The sequence below is a fragment of the Anaerobacillus sp. ABA4_114 genome (assembly GCF_056159065.1).
Window position 1 is genome coordinate 3,362,011 of sequence record NZ_JBSWUM010000001.1, and the last position, 23,587, is coordinate 3,385,597.

Below are 23,587 nucleotides of genomic sequence, written 5' to 3' on the forward strand. Positions count from 1 at the left end.
TTAAACGACCTTCTCAATAAGTCTACGGATACGAGCTTCTAGCTCAAGCATATTGAAAGGCTTCGTAATATAATCATCAGCGCCAAGTTCTAGCGCTCTAACGATGTCTCTCTCTGTTTTTCTACCGGTCAACATCATTACGGTGTAGCGGCTTTGTTCCCTCTCATGACGAAGACGATGCAATACCTCTATACCATCCATCCGAGGCATGATGCCATCGAGTAATACAAGACAAGGCGCGCTCGTTCGATGCCATGAATCTTCAAAGAACGCCTCTCCTTCTCGATAGGCTTTCACTTCGATGTGATAATTTCCATCCATCTGAAGGTCCATAAGGTGTGATGAAAGCATCGTTCTTAGTATTTCATCGTCATCGACAATGGCGATTTGTATCGTTTTGATATTCTTTTCATTGGAAGGAACATTGTCATAGAACACAACTTGGTTTCGACCATTTGACTTAGCTCGATAAAGCGCCTCATCAGCTAGATTCAATAGTTCTCGGTTGGTTGAACTTGTATCGAGCTCCACGATGCCAGCTGAAAATGTAACTGAAAACTGTTCCGTTTGCGGGCCGAACACTTCTTTTTGAAAATCTGTGAGAAGTTCATTTATGAAGTCGATCGCATCAGAAGTACTTCTTCCTGGAAGCACAACCACAAACTCTTCCCCGCCATACCGAATCAGCGTATCCCTTCTTTTCTTACGATTCATAATAAAGTGGGAGAGCTTCCTTAACACTTGATCTCCTATCAAATGACCATATTGATCATTTATCGATTTAAAATGGTCGATGTCTAGAATGGTGATGCTGACATTTTCGTTCGTTCTAATCATTTCCGAACGCAGATGATTCAGATGGTTTTCTAGGAACTTTCGATTATAAGCTCCCGTCAACTCATCTGTTAATACGGAGGTCATGACCATTCTGCGCTTCTTCACTTTATCGTTCATTCTAATAAAGTACTCGTCCATGGATATGTCCGATTCAAAATAGTCGCTCGCACCTAGTTTGTAGCTATTCAACCGATTCACTGCAGAACTGTTCTCATCCGTAATGACTAATGGGATAAACTGCACTTCTGCTTTTTCTCTAATTTCATCAGCGATCTCTTTATCCTGATCCATCAGTGAATGCTCTAAAATGATACAGTCAGGATTCATATCATAGATCACTGTACGTGCTTTCGAAAGCTGCAAAGAAGCAAAGACGATATACCCTTGTTTCTCTATGTAACTTTTCATTTCGATCAACGTCATTGGTTTCGGATGGATGAGGATGACCACTTCTTCTTCATCAGACGTTGCCTCGGCAGCATTGCCCTCATCTATTCCCTCAACGATACCCTCAAGCACTTTTACCGTATACTCGTTGGAGAACGTTTTCTCACTCTCTTCATCAAACTGTGAGATGACTGCCTCTGCCTGTTCTCCCACATGCTGGTATCCGACTGTACCAGCTGTTCCCTTTATCGTGTGCAGAAGCTGATAGATTTCTTTCTCAGGAACGCTCTCATTCTTCTTTTTTATCGCGTTGATTTGATCTCTAATTTTACTAGCAAATTTCTTTTTATACTTCTCCAATATGATGCCTCCTATGAATCTAGGGCGAATTTAAACTATCCTCAAATAGTTTAATAATATAAGACTTATGCAAACACTACAATGTCAAAATTAGCAATTTTTCCTATGGAGGAAAATTAATCCATTAGAAGCAGAACTAAAAAACCGATAGGAGTATTTTCCTATCGGTTCTTACATTAAAAATCAAAGTTGTCCGGGTCTGGTCCAACTCGTTTGTCTTCATTCAGCGCGTTGATACGATCCATCTCTTCATTTGAAAGTTCGAAGTCGAATAGATCAGCATTTTCCTTAATACGATGTTCTTTCGTAGACTTCGGAATGATGATGATATCGTTCTGCAAGTGCCATCTTAGGATGACTTGAGCAGTTGATTTGTTGTGTTTTTCAGCGATGTCTTTCAGCTCTTCATTCTCTAATAGTTCACCTTGCATAAGAGGTGACCATGCTTCCACCTTAATCTCATGCTTCTCACAGAAATCGCGGATTTCTTTCTGGTTTAGCTTTGGATGTAGCTCGATTTGGTTAACTACCGGTTTAACGGTCGTTTCCTTAAACAGTGTTTCAAGGTGGTGAATGTGGAAGTTACTCACACCGATCGCTTTGATCTTCCCTTCATGATAAAGGTGCTCCATCGCTTTCCATGTGTCGACGAACTTCCCTTCCACTGGCCAGTGGATAAGGTATAGATCTAAGTATTCGAGATCCATTCTTTCAAGCGACGCTTCAAAAGCCTGGATCGTTTCATTATAACCTTGATCCGAATTCCATACTTTAGAAGTGATGAAGAGTTCTTCTCTAGGTACACCAGCTTCTTTGACCGCTTTGCCTACCCACTCTTCGTTTCCGTAGATCGCAGCAGTATCTATGCTTTTGTATCCATTTTTGATCGCAGCAGTAACGGCACCGATAAGCTGTTCCTCTTCTTTTACTTGAAATACACCTAGACCAACTTGCGGCATCTCAACGCCGTTATTTAGCTTAACTGTTTTTGATAAGGTCATCTTACTCAACTCATTTCACTCCTCTATATCTAAATTGGATCATTTCACTACTATTTTTTCTAATTCCCACCGTAAAGTCAATTAAACGAACTCGGATCGATTGAAATAAGTAAAAAGGTGTTGTTCTCTTCTCTGACCTATCGATAACTAGTCTAAAAGACCCTTCCCTATAAAGAAACCGCTCGATGTTATCCGAGCGGTCCCTTTTTTACCAATTAAATCGTTCGATTTTGGTGATGTTTTCTTGAGGAACACCTGCTTCAATGTAACTTCTTACAAGCTTCCATTCTCCTTGTACACCTTTTCGGAACGTATTGAAGAACAAATTGCCCGTTTCACTACGTTTTCCACCAGAAGAGATTGAAGCCCAAATAACTGCAAGCATTTCATTTCTTCTTAGCGGTGTGACCGATACCTTTTTCAAGTCCCACTGTGTACCATCCTTTTTAAATGCAGTAAAAGCCTGTTCCCAACCTTTTACAGATTCGGTATAACCAAAATCATAAATTTCTGATTGGCTCGTGATTTCTCTAGCCTGATAGCTATCACTGATCTTGTACTTCACACCATCGATGGATGATTGCCTCCAGCTTTCTAGAAACTCGTCTAAAAACTCATCAAAATTTTTCATTCGATTCCCTCCCCCTCCACTCTATTTCAACAAGCATCGACAGAATCCTTTCATCTCTACAATAGGAAGAGAGATGGGATTATGTTATATTACATAAGAAGTGATATTTGAAAGGATAAATCGCCTTATGAGCAACCAATTACAAGAAGAAATAAATAAAAGAAGAACGTTTGCGATCATTTCCCACCCCGATGCTGGTAAAACGACGCTAACAGAGAAACTTCTGTTTCTTGGTGGACAAATTCGTTCGACTGGTACAGTTAAATCACGAAAGTCCTCAAAGTTTGCGACATCTGACTGGATGGAAATCGAAAAGCAACGCGGAATTTCCGTTACGTCTTCAGTGATGAACTTCAACTATAAAGGACATACGATCAATATTCTCGATACGCCTGGTCACGAAGATTTCAGTGAAGATACGTACCGAACGCTTCTCGCTGTTGATAGTGTCGTTATGATCATCGATGCCGCTAAAGGGGTCGAGTCCCAAACGAAAAAGCTATTCAAAGTTGTTAGTGAGCACGGTATCCCGATCTTCACGTTCGTGAATAAGATGGATCGTCAAGGACGTGAACCGCTAGAACTACTTGAAGAGATCGAAGAAGTTCTTGGAATTGAATCTTATCCGATGAACTGGCCGATTGGAATGGGGCAGGATTTCCACGGCGTATACGACCGCCACAAAAAAGCGGTTGAATTCTATGATACAGAAGGCGATAACAAGGAGAAAGAAGCTGTCTACATCTCTGATCTAGATGATCCTGTCCTAAAAGAAACGGCTGGCGAAGATCTTGTGAATCAGCTTCAAGAAGACGTGATGTTACTTGATGAAGCAGGTTCAACGTACAGTGAGGAAGCATTGCAGGCAGGAAAACAAACGCCTGTCTTCTTCGGAAGTGCGATTTCAAGCTTCGGAGTGCCAACATTCTTAAACCACTTTCTAGACCTTGCTCCACCTCCAGCACCAAGACAAAGCTCTGAAGGAGAAGTGAAGCCTGAAGATGAAACATTCTCTGGCTTTATCTTCAAAATCCAGGCAAACATGAACCCTGCCCACCGCGATCGCGTTGCATTCCTTCGTATCGTATCAGGCACGTTCGAAAGAGGAATGGAAGCTTGGCTTGAAAGAACGAATAAGAGTATGAAGCTTTCTCAAGGACAGCTTTTCTTCGCATCGTCTCGAGGCAATGTCGATAAAGCCTATCCAGGAGATATCGTCGGGCTCTATGATTCCGGAACGTATCAGATCGGTGATACGCTCGTCGGCTCTAAAAACGTTTATTCGTTCGGTGCACTACCAACCTTCCCACCTGAGCATTTTGCCAAAGTGCGAGCTCAAAAAGCGTTGAAGCAAAAGCACTTCTACAAAGGCGTACAGCAGCTTTCAGAGGAAGGTGCGATTCAGGTTTACAAAACCGCGCACTGGGATGAAATCGTCATCGGCGTTGTCGGAAGACTTCAGTTTGAAATCTTCGAACACCGCATGAAGGGTGAATACAACACTGACATTCAATTCGACACGATGCCTCATCAGCACGCGCGATGGATTGAAGCCGATAAGCCAGAAAACCTTGTCGACAACTCGAGAAACCTTCTCGTTTACGATCAGCAGCAGCGTCCAGTCCTCTTATTCACAAACGACTTTGCGCTTCGCTGGTTCCAGGAGAAAAATCCTAATGTACCGTTGAAGGAATCTAAATAAAAGAAAGCCACATCTCGATCTTTTTTGGATCAAGATGTGGCTTTTTCGTTTTTACGGCTGCATTTGAGCGAATACACTCTTAACTTTACCGATGACGTCGTGACTCGAAGCGTTCTCCACCATCATCGCGATGAGTAAGTCTTTCTGGTCCGTATTATATGCTACGAACAAACCGTTTTCCTGACCGGTTTCTTCACCTGCACCTTTTAATTCAGCGGTTCCAGTTTTCCCTGCGATCGAGATTCCTTCTACCTTAGGCTCATATGCAGTTCCCTCAGGGTTTGAAACGACTTCTGAAAGAGCACCATCAACGACTGAAGCAATTTCAGAAGAAACAACTTCCACTGCTTCACCACCCTGATCCATGATTAACGTAGGCTTCACCATCTTCCCATCGTTCGCAAACGTCGTATACGTCATGGCAAGATGATATGGCGAAATCAATAGTTCTCCCTGTCCATAGCCTGAGTCAGCTAACAGGATGTCATTTTCTAAACCGTTGTTTGACACAGAAGAATCTGCAGTTGGAAACGGAAAGTCGGTTTCCTTTCCGATCAGAAATGATTCAAGACCTTGCTGAAACTTTTCCGCTCCTAGATCAAGCGCTTTTCTCGCAAAGTAAATATTATCAGAATGCATGAACGCTTCTTCAAGCGTCACTTGAGGATCTGCTGGTTTTACGCGCGTAACCTTATAACTACCCCAGCTAGAGTCTGCTCCCCATTTCAACCCATCAATTTCTTCAACCTCATTAGGATCGAGTCCGTCTTTTAAAGCAATCGCAGCAGTAAGCGGTTTGATCGTAGATCCTGGCGAATACGTTTTATTAAACTTTGCTGAAAACGGCTGATCTTTATTAGCAGCTAGCGCATCATACTCACCTTCATCGAATCCAAGGGTGAAATCGTTCGGGTCATACGCAGGAGAACTCGCTAACGCTAGTGTTTCTCCCGTTGTCGGATGAAGTGCTACCGCTGTACCAGCTTTCCCAGAAAGTTCGTTGTACAGCTTCTCCTGGACGGTTGAATCGATCGTTACTTGTATGTTCTCACCATCCACTTTCGGTGTACTCGCGATTACTTTCTCAGTCCCCTTCACTAAAATCGTCCAACCGGTTTCACCGTGAAGCTTGTCTTCATAAATTTCTTCAAGTCCTGCGACACCGATCTTTTCATAGCTTGAGTAGCCTTTTTCGGCATATTCTTCTAAGTCTTCTTTTAATAGATTACGGATATACCCAGTTAAGTGTGCGGCGCTTTCACCGAGTGGATAAATACGTTTTGTCGTATTGTTAATTTGCACGCCGGTAATCTTTATTGCTTCATCAATGAGGTCCTCTTCTTTAACCATGACACTTTTTATCGGAACAAATTGAGCAGGGTTTGATTGGACCCACCCTTGACTTAATTCTTTCTCAATATCTCCAATGCTTACTTTCAAGACTTCACTTAACTGTGACAGAATCGCTTCTTTATCAGATTCAATTTCTTCAGGTACGACTCCGATCTGTTTGACCGTTCCATTCACGGCAAGCTCTACACCGTTTCGATCCGTTATTTCTCCACGAGTTGGGACTGCTGAAGAAATGGCGACTTCTTCACCCTCTTCTAACTCCTTAAAAATAAATGAAGGATTCCAGTTCACTTTGTATGTCTCTGTCTCCTCATCTTCTGTTAGGACGAGCGTTGCCTCGTTTTCGAAAGCAACTTCTCCTGCTAGCGTCTGCATCGAAACTGAAAAAGGAAACGTCACTTCTCCTTCTTCATTCGCCTCTGGTTCTTCCTCAGGCTTCTTAAATGTTACCTTCAAATCCTTAACTTTAACATCGGAATAAATCGATTCATAGCGCTCGACAAAATCTTCTTTTGTAATCGACTCCTGTGCAGCCGGCGACAGCTGCGTGTACAAACTACTAAACTCTTGTTCATTCCACTTCTTTACATATGTATCGAACGCATCGATGGCTGAAGGTGGCGTTGAACAGCTAGCAAGTATGATGAGTACCCCCATCAATAAGAACATTTTCAGTTTCAAGATCAACTCTCCTTCATTCCTTTATTTTCCTATAGTATAAAAGAACGGATCGCTAGTTGAAAGGGATACTTCACGGATCACCCTAGATTATCTAGTAACCTTGCAAAATCAATGTGCTCTTCAAAAACAGTCGCAAGGGTGTGTTCATCGATATAATGTATTCTTGGAATGACGCCAAGTACCGGAACGTTACAGAATTGTTCGATCAATCCTGGATTCGTTTCTTCAGCAACACTTCTCTCTTCTTCCAACCCATTTACGATAACGCCTAAAACATTTAAGCCGCACATTCTAGCATATTCGACCGTCAAATAGGTATGGTTCAACGTGCCTAAGTTTGGGCGTGCAACAATGATTATAGGAAAGCCGATCTCTTCTGCAACATCACTGACACGATAATCATGACCTAAAGGAACCGTAATTCCTCCAGCGCCTTCTACGATAAAAAAGTCGTGATGTCCTTTCACATCGTTCCAATGATCTATCAATTCAGAGAAGGGCACCTCACAGCCTTGCCGCTTTGCTGCAAGGTAAGGCGCTAACGGTTCATCAAACTGAAAGGGCGTGATAGCCTCGATCTCGCTATCATCACCAGAAAACGTTTTTAACAGCATCGTATCACTCGCTGGATCTTCCCTTTTCACGCCACTTAACATCGGTTTAAATACTCCTACGTCGTGCGCTCTCCTCTTTAATACAGCTGCGATACCCGATGAGACAACCGTCTTTCCTACATCCGTATCCGTACCAGTCACAAAGATTCCTTTACTCAATCAAATCACCTCAAATGCCTTTCCAACTTTCAAAAATGCACGAAGAATACCATCGATTTGTTTCTTTTGATGCGTCGCCATCAACGTTAAACGTATACGGCTTGACCCTTCTGGAACAGATGGAGGTCTGATTGCCGGCGCGAAGACCCCTTCCTTTTCAAGCGCACTTGAAAACTGTACGGCTTTTGTAGCGTCTCCGATTACAACGGGGATAATCGGCGTTCCCTCTCCCAAAACGGAATAGCCTAAATCCCTCAGTCCTTCTCGACATTGTTTGATCGAGCGATGAAGTTGGTCGCGAAGTGCGGAATCATGCTGGATCAATTCTAATGCGCGAATGCTTGCAGCGACGATACCTGGTGAGAGTGCAGTTTGGAAAATGAACGACCGAGCACGGTTACGTAAAAACGTGATCACATCCTTAGAGCCGACAACGAACCCGCCTTCCGTACCGATCGCTTTACTAAATGTTCCAATCGTTACATCAACTGAAACGCCATAATATGATGCTGTACCTCTGCCGTTTTCTCCGATCACACCTGTTGCATGGGCGTCATCAACGATGACATACGCATCAAATTCTTCAGCGAGCAATACAATATCACGTAGAGGGGCGATGTTTCCATCCATACTGAATACCCCATCCGTCACGATAAATCGGCGCCTTTTATTTTGACTGCGTACTAAATGCTCTTTAAGGTCTGCCATATCTACATGGTTATATACTCTTGTTGCTGCTTTACTCAGCCGACAGCCATCGATAATACTCGCATGGTTCAATTCGTCGCTAAGAATAACATCCCCTTCACCAGCAATCGAAGAGAGAACCCCGATATTCGCTAAATAGCCGCTCGAAAAAAGCAAGGCATCTTCACACTTTTTAAAGCGTGCAATCCTTTTTTCGAGAAGCTCGTGCAGCGTTGTATTTCCCGTTGTTAAACGCGAACCCGTGCTGCCAACTCCAAACGTTCTCATTCCCTCGATCGCAACACCTATCAAGCTTTCATCCGAACTTAATCCAAGATAATTGTTCGAGGCTGCCATCACTTTCGCTTCTCCGTCGATTTGAACAAGAGGTTGATAAGAAGATTCCACCGATCGTAAGCCACGGGACAACCCTTTTTCTTCAATCATATGTAACTCTTTTTGTATCCAATCATTCTTTAAACTGTGCAAGACGGTCAGCCTCCTTCTTCGTAACTTCGCTAATCGCTTTTTCCATGATGCGGACCATCTCTTCCAATTCAGTCTCTGTACTCACAAGAGGCGGCATGAAGACGACAACATCTCCAGTAGGTCTTGTTAATAAACCAAGCTCTCTCATTTTCAGGGAAGCTTTATAGCCGACACGACTCTCAAACGGAAATGACCTCTTCGTTTTCTTATCTAAAACGAGTTCAATCCCACACATGAACCCTAGCTGTCTAACGTCCCCTACATGATCGAGGTCATTTAATTCCGCCAACCGTTTCTTCAGTTGTGCAGAACGTTGCGAAACACCTTCTACGATCTTTTCACTCTCAAATAAACGGAGGTTTTCAATCGCAACCGCACACCCCAGCTGATTACCAGTGTAAGAGTGACCGTGGAAAAACGTTTTTAGCTTTTCGTAATCGTCATAGAACGCATCGTAAATTTCTTCCGTTGCGTAGGTGATTGCAATCGGGAGATAGCCACCAGTAATACCTTTTCCTGCAGCCATCAAGTCTGGCTCGACGCCTTCATGTTCACACGCAAACATGGTACCCGTTCGACCAAACCCTGTCGCAACCTCATCTACGATCATGAGAACATCGTATTTGGTACATAGTTCACGCACACCCGATAGAAATCCTTCTGGCATGACGATCATACCGCCAGCTCCTTGAACCATCGATTCGATGGTTAGCCCCGCAATCTCAGCATGATGTTCTTTCAATACGTTTTCCAGCCCTTTGAGGCATTCATCTCGACACGTTTCCGGATCTCTTGTTTCATGGCGATAGACGTTGGGAACGGGCATTTTGAAACCTTTAAACATCAGCGGTCCATACACTTGATGAAATAGATCGATCGAGCCCACACTAACAGCTCCAATCGTATCACCATGGTAGCCGTTTTTAACTGAAATGAATTTCTGTTTATCCTTTCTCCCTCTATTCTGCCAATATTGATAAGCCATCTTAACTGCTATTTCCACAGCTTCAGCGCCGCTATCTGAATAAAAGACTCTTGTTAAAGGACCAGGAGCAAGATTTACAAGTTTCTCAGCTAGTTCAGTTGCAGGGACGTTCGTCATTCCTAATAACGTAGAATGGGCGATCTTATCGAGTTGCGCTCGGATCGCATCATCTAGCTCCTTCTTTCGGTGTCCATGAACGTTTAACCATACGGAAGAAAAGGCATCATAATACTCTTTTCCATGGATATCTTTCACCTTAATTCCTTCTCCACTTTCAATAATCAAAGGGTCTTCATCATAATCCTTCATCTGTGTAAATGGTAGCCAGAGATGCTTCTTACTTTTCTCGATTAAATTCATAGATTAAACTCCTTTTAATAGAATTGGCTCTTTTTCTAAATAGTCGATATACGATGACACATGACACTGTGGATTCACAAAGAATAATCTTCCACCGTTTTCATCGCCTCGTTCCTTCATTTGAGAGATGCGATGGTAGCCTACCTTCTTTGAAGCTACATAGCCTGTTATGTAATCCGGATCATCACTAAAGCAAAACTCTGCAACCGTATCTGGATGTGAAGCTACTTTAGTAGCGAGAGGTAACGCCTCCCTCAACCTCTGATTCTTTTCCATCTGAAAATGTTCAAGCCAACAGGTATAGTCTGCTTCATTCCAATCCAGCCGGGATACCCGGATGCCCTTATCGTGACGACCATCTATTCGGTCGCCTGTAGAAGAATCGATTATGATTGCTCCTCTTACTCCATAGCATGTCTCTAAGACAGACATGGCTTTAAAGATTACCGCCTCCGTTAAACCTGTTTGCTTTAACAAATCTTCTGCAACAAGTCTTCCTTGTGATGCGTTTGATACTTGCGTATAAGAAACAGGTAGGGGCGTTAGACCCTGAACAGGTTCACTTACCTTTTCAATCGTAAGCCTTAGAAAATCGGGTTCTCCTCTTTGATGAGAAAAAGCTCGTCGTACTAGCGATGCGGCGCGATCGATCAACTCATTTTTAGTTGAGAGTTGTTCTCCTCCAGAAACGTGTTTACCACCGTCTTCATGTGCTCCACCTTCCGAAGCTCGCATTCGTATACTGTATAATTCTTTATCTCGCATACTGTTTATTCCCCTCGACCTTAATTCGTTTTAATAGCGATGTAACTGGTAAAACGGTGATGGCAGTGAAGAGTATGCCCGGTAATGCAGCTGCCAAAAGCGGCCATACGCTTACTTGTAATGTTTCAGCAAGGACAAATCTGGCCGCGATCGATCCAAGTGGACCAGCTAAGACCACGACTGGAATCGAAGGACCGAACAATGCCACAGCTCCCCCCGCTACAATCCTAAAAACCATAGATATTTCCACGTTCAGTATCGTATGGAAGCCAAGCATCAGTAGAATCGAGCTTGCTAGAATACCAGCTATGATGTACTTTCGAAAACCATACACGACCGCGATTCCAACAGCTAGTGGTGCGGATAGTTGAAAATCCGATCCAGGAATCGGTGACGGGACCTTAATCATCCCTGTCACGATGATTAAGCTCGCTAATACACTTATCGTTGTCATTTCTCTTATTCGTTCTCGCTTCAATCTATTTTGTTCACCTCCACCTAAAATGTTAACCTATTTATAATTTAAGTTAACTTATTTAAGACATTTTATCATTCTCGTAAAACGATTCATAGTCTAACGAGAAACTTATCGACGACCGTTTTTTTAAAATTGGCATTTCAAATGCAGAAAAAAAAGCCAGCAGCCTGTATAGGCGCTGACTACGTTTTATTCGTTCATTCCCCATTCCTCTTCAAGTGTTTTCAAAAGTTTATAAGGACCTTTTTCCTTATTTGACGGAATGGCAACCATGAAATCTGTTGAAGGATAATAAGCAGATTCAAAGCTTACTCCAGGATCATAGCCCATTACGTAATACTTCATAACCTCACCCTCATTCATCTCTATCCAAATTCCGTATCCGTAGTAGGTATTATTCTTCACATGCACATGGCTTGTTAGCAAACGATGAACGATCGCTTTACTGACCAACTTTCCATTAATAAGGCCTTCCCAAAACTTAATCATGTCAGGAGCCGTCACATACGCCCCGCCATCCGGTCCTCCGACCTTAGGAATGGAATAGACATTCGTCTTCCACGATCCATCTTCAAAGTCGATATAGCCTTTAGCCGTATTTTTAGGAAGCGCATCTAGTGGAAAATAACCAGAATCATGCATGCCGCATGGACTGAAGATGTTTGCCGCTACATAGTCAGTGAACGATTCCCCCGTAATCTCCTCCACGATTAAGCCAAGTACAATAAAGCCTGCGTTGTTATACGCAAACCTTTCACCAGGAGCAAACTTCATCTTCCCATCCTGGAACAATGGTAAAAAATCTTTCGGTTCAGTTACTGTGTAGGCCGGTGTGTCGATCCATAATGCTTCATAATCATCCATTGTCTCTTCATCAAAATAGTCCTGTATCCCAGATGTATGTGTTAAAAGCTGATGAACTGTTACTTCGCTATCGAAGTGTGGAAATGGAACCTTGAAACATTCCCCTATTGTAGATTGAAACGATAATAGTCCTCTCTCAACAAGCTGGCAGATCGCGATCGCTGTGAACACCTTGCATCCAGAAGCAATTCCAAAGCTCGTATGAATGTTGTTCTTGATTTCTTCCGCTCGGTTCGCAAAACCAGCAGCCGACTTGATCACAACGTCATCTTCACTCCGCGCATAAACAACGCCAGAAAACCCCACTTCCTTTATACGCTCCTCGATTTGTTCGATTACTTGCTCCATCTTCTCTCTCCCCTTTCTCTTTCGAAATCATTTTTCCATTTAAATCGTTAAAGAACACAAAAAAGCTGACATAAGTCAGCTCCTCTTACTGTGCACCTTTGATTGCACGGTGAAGCCCTTTGATACAGCCACCATGCTCACTCTCATGAAAGAGAGCGAAAAGAACAAGCTCACCAACTGTATGCAGCTCTACTGGTCCAGCCTTAAATGTTTCTTCAATCTTCTCATCAAGACGATTTTCAAACGTCTCTTTGAAGCGACCCATCTGTTCAGATAATCGTTCTTTGAGTTCTGCTACTTTTGGAGGGTCAACAGTCCAATCTTTCGGACTCGTACCTCTTGTAAACAATTCAGTATAGCCTTCAGGCAGGTTAACCTCTTCCCCAGCCATATGGAATACGATGTACTCAAACGAGACAAGCACGTGACCTAACTGCCATCGCAGTGAATTTGGGAATCCTTCTGGAATGACATCTGCATTATCTTCCGTGATCTTCTCAGCACCCATCAATAAAAAAGTACGGGTCATATCCATCTGCTTTATTATATTTTCCATCCTAAACACACCTTTCATTATGTAGATCCATCTAACCTATTCTTTCATAACGTACTAGTTCAATACAGTTGGACTGGAACCTTTATTTAACAGTCACTTTTTTAAAAAATAGTGTTAACACCTTACTAAAAAGGGGTAACACCTCTAACATTGCACAAAAATTCTCTTTGCATCCAGGAGGAATAAATTGTTTACCTTAAGCGACATCCCAATGTTTTTAATAAATTTTTTCTTGATTCTCCCGATCGTAACGCTTGTTCATGAAGCAGGTCACGTTCTTACGGCAAGACTGTTCGGCGGGAAAATTAAGTTTTGCATAGGTACTGGCGAAACGCTGTTCCATCTCGGGGCTCTCGAAGTGAAGAAGAAGTATTTCATGGAAGGATGGTGTCAGTATGAAAAACTAACCTACAATAAAACGTGGGCACATGTTGCCATCTATGCCGCAGGTAGTTTATTCAATCTAGGTGTTATCTTGATTCTTAATCTACTTATGAATTTAGATGTCCTACCTGTGACACTTTTCTTTTATCAGTATTCCTATTTCTCTGTTTACTTTATTTTCTTTTCGCTTATGCCATATCGAAACGATGCTGGAAAGCCTAGTGATGGCCTCGCGATATTCGATGTGATTCGCTACGGAAAAGCGGAAGATCCGATCGACTAACTAGCAAAAAGCTGCCATCATGGCAGCTTTTTTTATAGCTTATAAAGCGCACTCTTCAATCTCAAATCCTAAATCTTCTATCATTCTATGGTCAGCTGAAGACTCAGCTCCGTCAGTCGTTAAGTAATCTCCGACAAAGATGGAGTTCGCAGCGTATAATCCCATCACTTGTAGAGAGCGAAGGTTCACCTCACGCCCACCTGAGATACGGATTTCTTTTGTTGGATTCATTAACCTAAATAGCGCGAGCACTTTTAAGCAGTATCTTGGATCAAGCTCATCCATCTTTTCCATCTTCGTACCGGGCACAGAGTAAAGAAAGTTAACCGGAATCGAGTCGGCATCGATTCGACGAAGCTCTGCTGCCATATCATACACATCTTCGTGTGATTCTCCCATTCCAACGATTACGCCTGAACAAGGTGAAATACCAGACTCCTTTACATTTTCAACCGTCTTCACACGGTGATCATACGAGTGCGTTGTCGTGACGTTGTCATGGTGACCTTTACTCGTATTGATATTATGATTGTAGCGATCAACGCCGGCTTCTTTCAGACGGTTCGTCTGCTCAGAAGAAAGAATTCCGAGACAAGCACAGATTTTAAGAGGCATTTCAGATTTAATTTCTTCAACAGCATCGATTACTTTATCAAGTTCTCTGTTTGTTGCACCGCGTCCACTCATCACGATACAGTATGTACCAGCTTTACGATTCATCGCTTCCCGTGCCCCACTCACAAGGGTATCCTTGTCTAGAAGTGCATATTTATCTACGTTCGTATCCGCATAGGCGGATTGAGCACAGTACCCACAGTTTTCAGGACATAACCCGCTCTTCGCGTTGATGATCATGTTCAGCTTTACTTTTTTCCCGAAATAATGCTTTCTCACGCGGTATACCGCGTTCAATAAAGGTAATAACGATTCATCAGAGGATGAAAGTACTGTAATAGCTTGTTCTTTTGTCAGCTGTTTCCCTTCAAGTGCAAGATCCGCAAATTTTTCCCAATTCGCTGTTGTTTCTTCGACTTTAAGCATCCAATTGCCTCCCATTTAAATGTTAACTTATTATTTATTTAAGTTAACATTAACCTACCACCAAGTGGAAACGTCTGTCAATCTGATCTTTTTTTGAAAATATTTGAAATAATGGTTTACATCTTACCTCCTGAGGAAGACAATTAGTAGAGACTGTTTTTATAGGAGGAGTTCGAATGACAAACCTTTTAATGAGCGTTAAGCATCTATGAAAAAGGTTGGAATTCTGCTGTTATTCGTAGGTCTTTTGATCGTTTTATGGAGTGGCTATTCCTTTTGGGATCAAAGCAAAGCTGTTACCCATGAGCCAGAAGTCGTCCAAAAAAACCATCCAGGTTGGGATTCGACCGTGGAGAAAAAGACGATTGCTGTTGAGGAAGAAGAATCAAAATCCACATATGAGTATGGTGAAAAAGCAGCTATGCTATCGATTCCAAGGATAGGCAGCACATACAGCGTTTACTATGGAACGGATGAGGATTCATTGAAGAAAGGTGTCGGTCTACACGAAAGTAAGTGGACTGTCACGCCTGATGAAAATGGCCACGTGGTTCTCTCTGGGCATCGAGACACCGTTTTTCACAACCTTGATCAAGTAAAAGAAGGCGACCACTTGTATGTAGAATTCAATGGAACTGTATACGATTATCAAGTAAGAAAGATTTTGATCACAGATGAAGATGACCGTTCCGTTATCGTAAACAAGGAAGAGCCTACTTTAACGTTAACAACTTGCTATCCGTTTGATTATATTGGGTTCGCACCAGAACGATATATCATTCAATCAGAGCTCGTTTCAAAAGAAACACCACTCCGTAAGTAAAAGAGCTGCCATTTCGGCAGCTCTTTCTTAATCTTTCTCCCAAATATTAAACGTCATTCCATAAGGATCTTGGATATAGCAATCTTTCCCTTTTCCTTCCCAGCGAATGATTTTACAACCATTCTTCAATAAATCATTCCTTGCTTCTTCTAATGATTCCACTTCTAACTCTAAGACTGGCCCGAGATTTTCCTCTCCATCGATCAAAAAGATGTGATTGTGATCGCTTTTGAATTCTACCTCATTGACTGTACTGTGCTCCTGGTGCTTAAAACCAAATACTTTCTCATAAAATCTTTTCGCTTCAGCGACATTTTTTACTTGTAAGCCAATATTTTTAGACAGCTCATATTTCATTCACTACACCTCACTTCATTCATCTTTCCCATTCTTCCCATTTCTCTTTCATTTCGAGCGTTCCTTCAATCGATTCATGCTTTTATTCCGATCTTCTGCTTCACTTCATTCAAGAGAGGTTTCGCTTTAGCTCTAGCTTTTCCTGCCCCTTCAGTAAGTATCCGATCAAGCTCTTCTCGATTTTCCATGTAATACTTATATTTTCTTCTAGGCTCTTCAAGCACATGGTTCATCGCTTCGAACAGTTCTTTTTTCGCCTCTCCCCATCCAATTCCATTTTCAAATCGATCTCTCATTTTACTAACCTCATCTTGACTTGCAAATTCACGATAAAGTGCAAATACGGTCGAATCGTCTGGATCCTTCGCTTCATGAGGTTTTGTCGAATCCGTCTTGATTTTGTTGATCAACTTCTTAAGTTTCTCAGGCTCTTCAAAAATCGGAATCGTGTTATGGTAGCTCTTACTCATCTTCCGACCATCGAGACCCGGTATGACAGCAGATTCTTCCTTCACAACATAATCTGGAAGTTTGAACGTTTCACCGAATTGTCGATTGAACGTATCTGCAAGGTCACGAGCGATTTCAACATGCTGGATTTGATCTTTTCCAACTGGAACAAGATCAGACTGGAAGAGTAAAATATCAGAAGCCATTAAAATCGGATATGTGAACAGTCCCATGTTGACTCCATCATCGATTTCGCGCCCTGTTTCTCTATTTTGATCGACGATCGCCTTGTATGCATGCGCACGATTCATCAACCCTTTTGAGCTAAAACATGCAAGAATCCATGAAAGTTCAAATATTTCAGGAACATCAGACTGGCGATAAAAAATGGATGTGGATGGATCAAGTCCTAAAGCAAGCCATGTCGCAGCAATCCCGTACGAGAGTTCTTTCATCTGTTCAGCATCTTGTATTTTCGTAAGTCCATGATAATCTGCTACGAAATAAACAGGATCCTCTTCTGCTGCAAGCTCTAACGCTGGTTTGATCGCACCGATATAGTTCCCAAGGTGAATCCTTCCTGTTGGTTTAATACCCGTCAATACCGTTTTCTTCATCACTCATCCTCCATTCTAATCAACACAAAAAGGGCTTCTCATCCTATGAAAAGGACGAGAAACCCGTGGTGCCACCTTTATTCGTTTGCTTCACACAAACGCTCTTAACTCCTACAGAAAAGAAAGCTTTTCTATAAGGTGTCTCTTTTATCGGTAAGACCTTCCGCCGCAACCTACTCCTTCGTTCAGTCCGGAAGCTCAGAAGCCCATTCCCCTTCAGCACACACTGATTCACACCACCCATCAGCTCTCTGACGTGTTACTAAAGACTACTCTTCTTCATCATCGCTCGTGTATTTTTTATTATTCTAAACATTACAGGTAGTCAAGTCAAGAAAATATTTCCACAATTCTGCTTTACGCTTCTTAAAATTATCTTATTCTTTCCAGAAGCGTTATACTAGAAAGGTAAGAAATAACTTCCACTCATCCTCTAATTTACACAAAACAGGATCCCATTTTTAAAGTATTTAAAGAATTTCTACATGTTGATTACATGTATGACTAAAAATAATTTTGTTTAAAATGTTTTTACAATCGTGTTTGTTGTTATGCTTTTTAGTCTGGCATAATAGCGTTATTATTTTTCAAATGACTATTTTTAGTACCTGGTCATAACTTTTGGTCATAAATTCCATTGACTTGCCTTTATCGTGCTGTTAAAGTTAACTGCGAATCATAGATAAGAAAATTGAAAATTCTGCCCAAATGACTATTGGAAGGTGATTTAGTGAAAGATCTACACTCATTCAGTTGGTATGCGGCACGTGTGAAGAAACACATGCCAAAGGATGCCTTTAAACCCGTACCTAGCCGATTATTCGGCGGTCTCATATACTTGTTGATTACAGTTGCCAGCTTCCTGATCATAGCACTGTTTAACTTACATCCACTCATCAACTTAGTTTTCTCAGTTGTAATCGGTGCAAGCTTTGCTGGACTTGGGTTTCTCGGTCACGAAATTTTGCACGGAACAGTTGTACGTAAGCCTTGGCTTCGAGACACCCTTGGTGCAATCGCCTTCTTTCCGTTAAGTACTGGACCAAAATTATGGCGTAAATGGCACAATATGAACCACCATGTGCACACACAACATGATGAGAATGATCCTGATGCATGGCCAACGCTCGAGAAGATCTCAAAGATGAAGATCTTCCGTTGGATCTATAGACTGCCATTATTCATCAGAGCATTCTTTAGCTTTGCATCGCTTACTATTCAGTTCACTGCACATTCAATGAAAATGTTCTTTGTTTATATTAAAGAATTCAAATCAGGGAAGCAGACAGAAGTATGGCTACAAGTTGTTCTTCCATGGGTAACATGGATTGGTCTCTTATTCATCATGGGATTCGAAAAATGGATCTTTGCATTCTTTATTCCATTGTTGATCGCAAACTTTATCGTAATGGCTTATATTTCAACAAATCATCGTTTGAATCCATTGACGCCTGTGAACGACCCACTTGCTAACAGCTTGACGGTTACCGTTCCAAAATGGGTAGATAAGATTCACTTTAACTTCTCATACCATACGGAACATCACTTGTTCCCTGGCATGAGTCCGAAATATTATCCGCTCGTTAAACAGCACATTAAAGACATGTGGCCTGAACGCTATCATGAAATGCCGATGACGAGAGCGCTCATTGCACTTTGGAAAACGCCTCGTGTTTATTTCGAACACAATGAACTTGTTGATCCAAACAGTGGAAATGGCTTCGGATCACTAGGAAACAAACTCAATCCTCAATCGATCTTACCACGCAAACTCTTTAAAAAATAAGTAGAAAGCAGCCCAAGAAGGGCTGCTTTTTCTCGTTATCAGAGGAGGCCAAATTAGCCTTCCCTGCATCCTTGTTCTCATTACATGCAATTTAGCAGGATTAACCCGCTACATGCAGCTTTAGAAATTGAGTATTAGTACCCGCCTCCAACAAAAGCTGCACCTACGATGATAAGGAGAATAAACAGCACAACAATTAGAGCGAACCCGCTGCCGTAACCATATCCCATGGAGTTGGCCTCCCTTCCATCATGGATTACTATATCCTATGCTATAGTTACCATGTTGGATAGGCATTCGTTTAGTAAGGCATGGATTGTTTGATTTATCCCTCCCGCTGCTCTAACGAAACCCCTAGACCTTCTGCCATTCGGTTCACAAAGTTGAAGTAAGAAGCAATCTGACATACATCGAGAATTTCTCGATCGATACACCCTATTTCTTTTAATCCTGCCACATCCTCGTCCGTCACACTGTTTGGCTTTCTCGTAAGCTTAACAGCGTAATCCAGTATAGCTAGCTCCTTCATTTCTAAATCTAGCTCTCGATAATTCTTCTTTATCCCATCTACTAGTTCACGATCTTTCGTAATGAAATGGAGCGCCGCCCCATGATGTTCCATTCAGTAAAAACACTCATTCTCTACTGAGACGACCGTTGCGATCATTTCTCTTACTCTTCGTGATAATGGCGACTCAGCAAACATAATGACTTTGTAGTACTTCAAATGTGCTTCAAGAGAACGAGGATTTAAGGAATGCACGCGCAATATATTGGCCATTTCATTGTTGAATGCCTCATAAAGGTCCTTTAATTTCCCTTCTGCTTCGTCATAGGGTACCATTTTTATTCTTGCCTCCATGTTACATCTCTCCTTTCACGTCATACCCTTTCTTTTCTAGCAGGAAGAGCTCTTCACCTTCAAAATCGTGAGCTGAAGGATTAAATCATTGCATATATAAGTACATGCTTATATACTAATGACTGGAGGTGATGCAATGAATAGAACGGCGATCGAAATGGAATTAGCTGCTAGCGTTCTTAAACTGTTAGGAGATAAAACAAGACTGACAATCATCAGTTTGTTAAAAGACGGCGAATGCTGCGTATGTGAATTTGTGGACTTACTAAACATGAGCCAGCCTTCCATCAGCCAGCATCTTCGTAAGCTTCGCGATGCTGGGTTAGTGAAAGAGCGAAGAAATAGCCAGTGGATCTTTTACTCACTCAACCGAGACCATGAAGCTTTTTCTATCATCGAAAGTATCATTCAGCTCGTTCCGGATCAACGAGACAAGCTTCACCAACTAGAACTAAGCGGACGACGCATACGCTGTGATTAATGGAGGAATCGATTTGACTTCTGTAATGCTTGCAATCATGATTTTTATACTTACATTGATTCTCGTCATCTGGCAGCCGAAAAACCTCGGAATCGGGTGGTCGGCATGCGGTGGCGCCATTCTAGCCCTTCTTGTAGGTGTCGTTGATTTTCAAGATGTGATAACCGTAACCGAAATCGTATGGAACGCCACATTCGCGTTTATTGCGATCATCTTGATCTCACTCATCCTAGATGAAATCGGGTTCTTTGAATGGGCTGCTCTTCATATGGCAAGAGTAGCAAAAGGGAACGGACTCCGAATGTTTATTTACGTAACGCTACTCGGAGCTGTTGTAGCTGCACTTTTCGCAAATGATGGCGCAGCACTTATCCTGACACCAATCGTACTTGCGATGGTGCGAAATCTTAAATTTCAAGAAAGAATGATCTTCCCTTTTATTATGGCGAGTGGTTTTATTGCAGATACGACATCACTGCCACTTGTTGTTAGTAACCTCGTGAATATCGTTTCAGCGGACTTTTTCGATATCGGATTCGTTGAATATGCTTCAAGAATGGTCGTTCCGAACTTCTTTGCGCTTGGCGCAAGTATCCTTGTGCTCTACCTTTTCTTTAGAAAAGATATTCCAGGGAACTATGATTTGAAGATGCTTAGAGCACCGAAAGAAGCAATCCGTGATGAGAAGATGTTCAAACTATCCTGGCTCGTACTTGCTGTCTTGCTCGTAGGGTATTTTGCAAGTGAATTTATCGGCGTTCCCGTTTCGATCATCGCAGGAATCGTTGCAATCTTCTTCCTTCTGATGGCTAGAAGAAGTTCAGCGGTCGAAACGCGTAAAGTTGTAAATGGAGCACCATGGGCGATCGTGTTCTTCTCGATCGGTATGTACGTTGTTGTTTACGGACTCCGGAATGTTGGCTTAACGGACATACTCGCAAACCTGATTCAGGGTGCAGCTGACCAAGGATTACTAGCAGCAACCGTTTCGATGGGCTTCATCGCTGCCATCTTATCTTCCATTATGAACAACATGCCTACGGTTATGATCGATGCGCTTGCAATTGAAGCAACATCTACAACAGGCACGCTAAAAGAAGCACTGATTTACGCGAACATCATCGGTTCTGATTTAGGTCCTAAGATCACCCCGATCGGTTCTCTCGCTACACTATTATGGCTTCACGTACTGTCCCTAAAAGGTGTGAAGATTTCTTGGGGATACTACTTTAAAATAGGAATTATATTAACTGTTCCTACACTATTGATTACACTCTTTGGCCTCTATCTGTGGCTATTGATCATTTAACTTATAAAAAAGAGGAGACGATTGATCATGTCTAACAAAAAAACGATTTATTTCCTATGTACGGGTAACTCTTGCAGAAGTCAAATGGCTGAAGGATTTGCAAAAAAACACCTTAGCGATCGCTACGACGTTTACTCTGCTGGAATCGAAGCGCATGGATTGAATCCTAATGCGGTGAAAGCAATGAAAGAAGTCGACATCGACATCACGAACCAAACATCTGACACGATCGATTCAGAGCTTTTGAACAATGCTGACATGGTCGTAACACTTTGTGGAGATGCGAACGACAAATGTCCGATGACGCCTCCACATGTAACACGTGAGCACTGGGGCTTTGACGACCCTGCAAAAGCTGAAGGAACTGAAGAAGAAAAATGGGCATTCTTCCAACGTGTCCGTGATGAAATCGATGCACGGATTGAACGCTTTGCAAAAGAAGAGCAGTAAACAGAAAAAGGCATTCCCAATCGATTAGGGATGCCTTTTTGTTTGCTTATTTTCTTTTAATACCGATTGTTCGGCCGGCCTGCTTCGGTGTTTCGTATTCTTTATCTGCCACATACATTTGCTCTAATTCGACAACCACAGCTTCTGGAAATGCTCCAGGTCTTCCCTCTGTCGTATCCATTCCCATTAGCATCTGTTCGCTTGTTGCCACGACATCACCTTGATCGTTTTCCATATTGAAGAAAATATGAATGCGTTTTTGGTCAAGATCAAGGATTTGGCTCCTTACAATTAACGTTTCACCTTCATGAGCTTCCTTCAAGTAACAAAGGTGCGTTTCCAAAGTGAAGATCGAGTAATTGTATTGTTCGCGTCCTTCCTCGTTCAGGCCGATATGGTTCATAAATTCGTCCACAGCAATGCTGAAAACTTTCGCATATTCAGCATCATTCATATGACCGTTGTAATCGACCCATTCTTTGAGAACATGCTGTTCGAGTTTGAAAGTAGACATGTTGCCCCTCCTATTCGTTAGACTTCTTAACTTGCTGCGCTTCTGGCCAATAGTCCTTCACAAGATCAAGAAGTTTAACAAGAAATTCGTTTCGGTTCTTATCAAGCTCCGATAAGCTGCAGTCACGAGACTGATCTTCACAACCCTCAACAACCCGATCGTGAAGCTCATCTGTTAGCTCCGGTGCTTCAAGCTTTGTCCACGGCTTCTTAAGTGCAGGTCCGAACTGTTTCAACATGTGACGCATACCGCCTTCTCCCCCTGCAAGATGGAACGTAAGGAAAGGACCGTACTGCGCATAACGAAGTCCTGCACCATAAATAAACGCGTTGTCCACTTCTTCTGTCGTTGCGATCCCTTCATTTACAATATGAAGCGATTCACGCCAAATTGCCTCGAGTAGTCGGTCTGCAATGTGACCTTCAATTTCATGACGAACAAGTAATGCCTTCATATTCATGCCTTCAAAGAACGCCATCGCACGATCAGTGTACGTTTTTGTAGTCGCTTGTCCAGGGACAACTTCTACTAATGGCAAGATATAAACAGGGTGAAAGGGATGCGCTACAACAAAACGCTCAGGGTGTGAAAGTCCGCGCTGTAAATAGGATGGCTTGATTCCTGAAGTACTTGATCCGATGATCGCATCCTCTTTCGCATGAGAATCAATATTCTTTAGTACAGACTCCTTCAAATCTTCAACTTCAGGAACGTTTTCCTGGATAAAATCAGCATCTGAAACTGCTGTTGCAAGATCTTTCTCAAACGACAGTCGATCTTTTGATGCGCCTTCCACTAGCCCAAGTTCCTCTACGTAAGGCCATGCATGATCCACCGCTTTACGCATTCTCTCCTCAGCGCCGTCTGCTGGATCAGTTGCGACAACATCGTATCCATTAGCAAGAAAACGTGTAATCCATCCATTACCAATTACGCCTGTCCCTACGACTGCTACTTTTTTGATATCTGCCAT

Annotated in this window: 26 protein-coding genes and 1 other annotated feature; of the genes, 7 read left to right on the forward strand and 19 right to left on the reverse strand. The window is 42.3% G+C overall.

Annotated elements, in window-relative coordinates; translation table 11 throughout:
* The 3 genes from ACXAEY_RS17335 to ACXAEY_RS17345 all read right to left on the reverse strand — a co-directional run bounded on the left by ACXAEY_RS17335 (position 1) and on the right by ACXAEY_RS17345 (position 3,216).
* Positions 1-1,584: a diguanylate cyclase gene (locus tag ACXAEY_RS17335; RefSeq protein WP_474813755.1), complete on the reverse strand. Its 1,584-nt coding sequence runs from the start codon at positions 1,582-1,584 to the stop codon at positions 1-3.
* Positions 1,585-1,760: 176 nt separating this feature from the next.
* Complete coding sequence (locus ACXAEY_RS17340) at positions 1,761-2,594, reverse strand: aldo/keto reductase (RefSeq protein ID WP_474813757.1); 834 nt, start codon at positions 2,592-2,594, stop codon at positions 1,761-1,763.
* A gap of 199 nt (positions 2,595-2,793) precedes the next feature.
* Positions 2,794-3,216: a flavoprotein gene (locus ACXAEY_RS17345; protein WP_474813760.1), complete on the reverse strand. Its 423-nt coding sequence runs from the start codon at positions 3,214-3,216 to the stop codon at positions 2,794-2,796.
* 127 nt (positions 3,217-3,343) lie between these two features.
* Between ACXAEY_RS17345 and ACXAEY_RS17350 the strand changes: the two genes are divergently transcribed.
* Complete coding sequence (locus tag ACXAEY_RS17350) at positions 3,344-4,918, forward strand: peptide chain release factor 3 (RefSeq protein ID WP_474813762.1); 1,575 nt, start codon at positions 3,344-3,346, stop codon at positions 4,916-4,918.
* Between the two features lie 51 nt (positions 4,919-4,969).
* On the opposite strand, the gene ACXAEY_RS17355 is transcribed toward ACXAEY_RS17350, so the two are convergent.
* The 8 genes from ACXAEY_RS17355 to ACXAEY_RS17390 all read right to left on the reverse strand — a co-directional run bounded on the left by ACXAEY_RS17355 (position 4,970) and on the right by ACXAEY_RS17390 (position 13,257).
* Entirely contained in the window at positions 4,970-6,952 is a 1,983-nt protein-coding gene (locus ACXAEY_RS17355) for a penicillin-binding transpeptidase domain-containing protein (protein WP_474813764.1), read from the reverse strand.
* 77 nt (positions 6,953-7,029) lie between these two features.
* Positions 7,030-7,725 carry a dethiobiotin synthase gene (gene bioD / locus ACXAEY_RS17360; protein ID WP_270180788.1) on the reverse strand — a complete coding sequence of 232 codons (696 nt, stop codon included), beginning with the start codon at positions 7,723-7,725 and terminating at the stop codon, positions 7,030-7,032.
* Positions 7,726-8,859, reverse strand: a complete 1,134-nt coding sequence (gene bioF, locus ACXAEY_RS17365; RefSeq protein WP_474814876.1) for an 8-amino-7-oxononanoate synthase — start codon at positions 8,857-8,859, stop codon at positions 7,726-7,728.
* Between the two features lie 22 nt (positions 8,860-8,881).
* A complete protein-coding gene (gene bioA / locus ACXAEY_RS17370; RefSeq protein ID WP_474813767.1) occupies positions 8,882-10,246 on the reverse strand; it encodes an adenosylmethionine--8-amino-7-oxononanoate transaminase in 1,365 nt (454 codons plus the stop codon).
* A gap of 3 nt (positions 10,247-10,249) precedes the next feature.
* Positions 10,250-11,011 carry a 6-carboxyhexanoate--CoA ligase gene (locus tag ACXAEY_RS17375; RefSeq protein ID WP_474813770.1) on the reverse strand — a complete coding sequence of 254 codons (762 nt, stop codon included), beginning with the start codon at positions 11,009-11,011 and terminating at the stop codon, positions 10,250-10,252.
* Positions 11,001-11,489 (reverse strand): hypothetical protein, encoded by a 489-nt coding sequence (locus ACXAEY_RS17380; protein ID WP_474813772.1) that lies wholly within the window; start codon positions 11,487-11,489, stop codon positions 11,001-11,003. Before ACXAEY_RS17380 ends, ACXAEY_RS17375 begins: the two co-directional genes overlap by 11 nt.
* Before the next feature lie 189 nt (positions 11,490-11,678).
* Positions 11,679-12,701, reverse strand: coding sequence for a serine hydrolase domain-containing protein (locus ACXAEY_RS17385; protein ID WP_474813775.1), 1,023 nt, complete (start codon positions 12,699-12,701; stop codon positions 11,679-11,681).
* Positions 12,702-12,786: 85 nt separating this feature from the next.
* Positions 12,787-13,257, reverse strand: a complete 471-nt coding sequence (locus ACXAEY_RS17390) for a DinB family protein (RefSeq protein WP_474813778.1) — start codon at positions 13,255-13,257, stop codon at positions 12,787-12,789.
* Between the two features lie 187 nt (positions 13,258-13,444).
* Here ACXAEY_RS17390 and ACXAEY_RS17395 point away from each other — a divergent pair, with 187 nt between their 5' ends.
* Positions 13,445-13,924, forward strand: coding sequence for a site-2 protease family protein (locus ACXAEY_RS17395; RefSeq protein WP_474813781.1), 480 nt, complete (start codon positions 13,445-13,447; stop codon positions 13,922-13,924).
* A gap of 39 nt (positions 13,925-13,963) precedes the next feature.
* On the opposite strand, the gene bioB is transcribed toward ACXAEY_RS17395, so the two are convergent.
* Positions 13,964-14,965, reverse strand: coding sequence for a biotin synthase BioB (gene bioB / locus ACXAEY_RS17400; RefSeq protein ID WP_474813783.1), 1,002 nt, complete (start codon positions 14,963-14,965; stop codon positions 13,964-13,966).
* Positions 14,966-15,173: 208 nt separating this feature from the next.
* On the opposite strand from bioB, the gene ACXAEY_RS17405 reads away from it, so the two are divergent.
* Positions 15,174-15,788 carry a class D sortase gene (locus ACXAEY_RS17405; RefSeq protein WP_474813785.1) on the forward strand — a complete coding sequence of 205 codons (615 nt, stop codon included), beginning with the start codon at positions 15,174-15,176 and terminating at the stop codon, positions 15,786-15,788.
* A 27-nt stretch (positions 15,789-15,815) separates the two neighbouring features.
* Here the strand turns inward: ACXAEY_RS17405 and ACXAEY_RS17410 are convergent, their stop codons facing one another.
* Entirely contained in the window at positions 15,816-16,145 is a 330-nt protein-coding gene (locus tag ACXAEY_RS17410; RefSeq protein WP_474813787.1) for a VOC family protein, read from the reverse strand.
* A 74-nt stretch (positions 16,146-16,219) separates the two neighbouring features.
* Positions 16,220-17,212 carry a tryptophan--tRNA ligase gene (locus ACXAEY_RS17415; RefSeq protein ID WP_474813789.1) on the reverse strand — a complete coding sequence of 331 codons (993 nt, stop codon included), beginning with the start codon at positions 17,210-17,212 and terminating at the stop codon, positions 16,220-16,222.
* A gap of 47 nt (positions 17,213-17,259) precedes the next feature.
* Positions 17,260-17,507 (reverse strand) — a binding site (T-box leader).
* Positions 17,508-17,942: 435 nt separating this feature from the next.
* Between ACXAEY_RS17415 and desB the strand changes: the two genes are divergently transcribed.
* Positions 17,943-18,998 (forward strand): Delta(10) desaturase DesB, encoded by a 1,056-nt coding sequence (gene desB, locus ACXAEY_RS17420; protein WP_474813791.1) that lies wholly within the window; start codon positions 17,943-17,945, stop codon positions 18,996-18,998.
* A 134-nt stretch (positions 18,999-19,132) separates the two neighbouring features.
* Here desB and ACXAEY_RS17425 read toward each other — a convergent pair whose 3' ends face one another.
* The 3 genes from ACXAEY_RS17425 to ACXAEY_RS17435 all read right to left on the reverse strand — a co-directional run bounded on the left by ACXAEY_RS17425 (position 19,133) and on the right by ACXAEY_RS17435 (position 19,860).
* A complete protein-coding gene (locus tag ACXAEY_RS17425) occupies positions 19,133-19,228 on the reverse strand; it encodes a YjcZ family sporulation protein (RefSeq protein ID WP_142329528.1) in 96 nt (31 codons plus the stop codon).
* Between the two features lie 95 nt (positions 19,229-19,323).
* Positions 19,324-19,620 (reverse strand): carboxymuconolactone decarboxylase family protein, encoded by a 297-nt coding sequence (locus tag ACXAEY_RS17430; RefSeq protein WP_474813793.1) that lies wholly within the window; start codon positions 19,618-19,620, stop codon positions 19,324-19,326.
* Complete coding sequence (locus ACXAEY_RS17435; protein WP_474813795.1) at positions 19,621-19,860, reverse strand: carboxymuconolactone decarboxylase family protein; 240 nt, start codon at positions 19,858-19,860, stop codon at positions 19,621-19,623.
* Positions 19,861-19,996: 136 nt separating this feature from the next.
* Between ACXAEY_RS17435 and ACXAEY_RS17440 the strand changes: the two genes are divergently transcribed.
* Genes ACXAEY_RS17440 through arsC form a run of 3 tightly spaced genes read left to right on the forward strand, consistent with a single transcriptional unit; the run spans position 19,997 to position 22,100 of the window.
* Positions 19,997-20,341: an ArsR/SmtB family transcription factor gene (locus ACXAEY_RS17440; RefSeq protein WP_270180774.1), complete on the forward strand. Its 345-nt coding sequence runs from the start codon at positions 19,997-19,999 to the stop codon at positions 20,339-20,341.
* A gap of 13 nt (positions 20,342-20,354) precedes the next feature.
* Complete coding sequence (locus ACXAEY_RS17445; protein WP_474813797.1) at positions 20,355-21,650, forward strand: arsenic transporter; 1,296 nt, start codon at positions 20,355-20,357, stop codon at positions 21,648-21,650.
* 27 nt (positions 21,651-21,677) lie between these two features.
* Entirely contained in the window at positions 21,678-22,100 is a 423-nt protein-coding gene (gene arsC / locus ACXAEY_RS17450; protein ID WP_270180772.1) for an arsenate reductase (thioredoxin), read from the forward strand.
* Positions 22,101-22,146: 46 nt separating this feature from the next.
* Here the strand turns inward: arsC and ACXAEY_RS17455 are convergent, their stop codons facing one another.
* Together ACXAEY_RS17455 and ACXAEY_RS17460 are read right to left on the reverse strand one after the other, a co-directional pair.
* Positions 22,147-22,614, reverse strand: a complete 468-nt coding sequence (locus tag ACXAEY_RS17455) for a thioesterase family protein (protein ID WP_474813799.1) — start codon at positions 22,612-22,614, stop codon at positions 22,147-22,149.
* A gap of 10 nt (positions 22,615-22,624) precedes the next feature.
* Positions 22,625-23,587, reverse strand: coding sequence for a 3-hydroxyacyl-CoA dehydrogenase NAD-binding domain-containing protein (locus tag ACXAEY_RS17460; RefSeq protein ID WP_474813801.1), 963 nt, complete (start codon positions 23,585-23,587; stop codon positions 22,625-22,627).

Coding starts and splice junctions, on each gene's coding strand:
- ACXAEY_RS17385 (WP_474813775.1), bottom strand. CDS start 12,701: ATGGAGCAAGTAATCGAACAAATCGAGGAGCGTATAAAGGAAGTGGGG.
- ACXAEY_RS17375 (WP_474813770.1), bottom strand. CDS start 11,011: ATGCGAGATAAAGAATTATACAGTATACGAATGCGAGCTTCGGAAGGT.
- ACXAEY_RS17455 (WP_474813799.1), bottom strand. CDS start 22,614: ATGTCTACTTTCAAACTCGAACAGCATGTTCTCAAAGAATGGGTCGAT.
- ACXAEY_RS17410 (WP_474813787.1), bottom strand. CDS start 16,145: ATGAAATATGAGCTGTCTAAAAATATTGGCTTACAAGTAAAAAATGTC.
- ACXAEY_RS17350 (WP_474813762.1), top strand. CDS start 3,344: ATGAGCAACCAATTACAAGAAGAAATAAATAAAAGAAGAACGTTTGCG.
- bioA (WP_474813767.1), bottom strand. CDS start 10,246: ATGAATTTAATCGAGAAAAGTAAGAAGCATCTCTGGCTACCATTTACA.
- ACXAEY_RS17460 (WP_474813801.1), bottom strand. CDS start 23,587: ATGGCAGATATCAAAAAAGTAGCAGTCGTAGGGACAGGCGTAATTGGT.
- bioF (WP_474814876.1), bottom strand. CDS start 8,859: ATGATTGAAGAAAAAGGGTTGTCCCGTGGCTTACGATCGGTGGAATCT.
- ACXAEY_RS17390 (WP_474813778.1), bottom strand. CDS start 13,257: ATGGAAAATATAATAAAGCAGATGGATATGACCCGTACTTTTTTATTG.
- ACXAEY_RS17435 (WP_474813795.1), bottom strand. CDS start 19,860: ATGGAGGCAAGAATAAAAATGGTACCCTATGACGAAGCAGAAGGGAAA.
- arsC (WP_270180772.1), top strand. CDS start 21,678: ATGTCTAACAAAAAAACGATTTATTTCCTATGTACGGGTAACTCTTGC.
- bioB (WP_474813783.1), bottom strand. CDS start 14,965: ATGCTTAAAGTCGAAGAAACAACAGCGAATTGGGAAAAATTTGCGGAT.
- ACXAEY_RS17415 (WP_474813789.1), bottom strand. CDS start 17,212: ATGAAGAAAACGGTATTGACGGGTATTAAACCAACAGGAAGGATTCAC.
- ACXAEY_RS17345 (WP_474813760.1), bottom strand. CDS start 3,216: ATGAAAAATTTTGATGAGTTTTTAGACGAGTTTCTAGAAAGCTGGAGG.
- ACXAEY_RS17425 (WP_142329528.1), bottom strand. CDS start 19,228: ATGGGATATGGTTACGGCAGCGGGTTCGCTCTAATTGTTGTGCTGTTT.
- ACXAEY_RS17405 (WP_474813785.1), top strand. CDS start 15,174: ATGAAAAAGGTTGGAATTCTGCTGTTATTCGTAGGTCTTTTGATCGTT.
- ACXAEY_RS17440 (WP_270180774.1), top strand. CDS start 19,997: ATGAATAGAACGGCGATCGAAATGGAATTAGCTGCTAGCGTTCTTAAA.
- ACXAEY_RS17430 (WP_474813793.1), bottom strand. CDS start 19,620: ATGGAACATCATGGGGCGGCGCTCCATTTCATTACGAAAGATCGTGAA.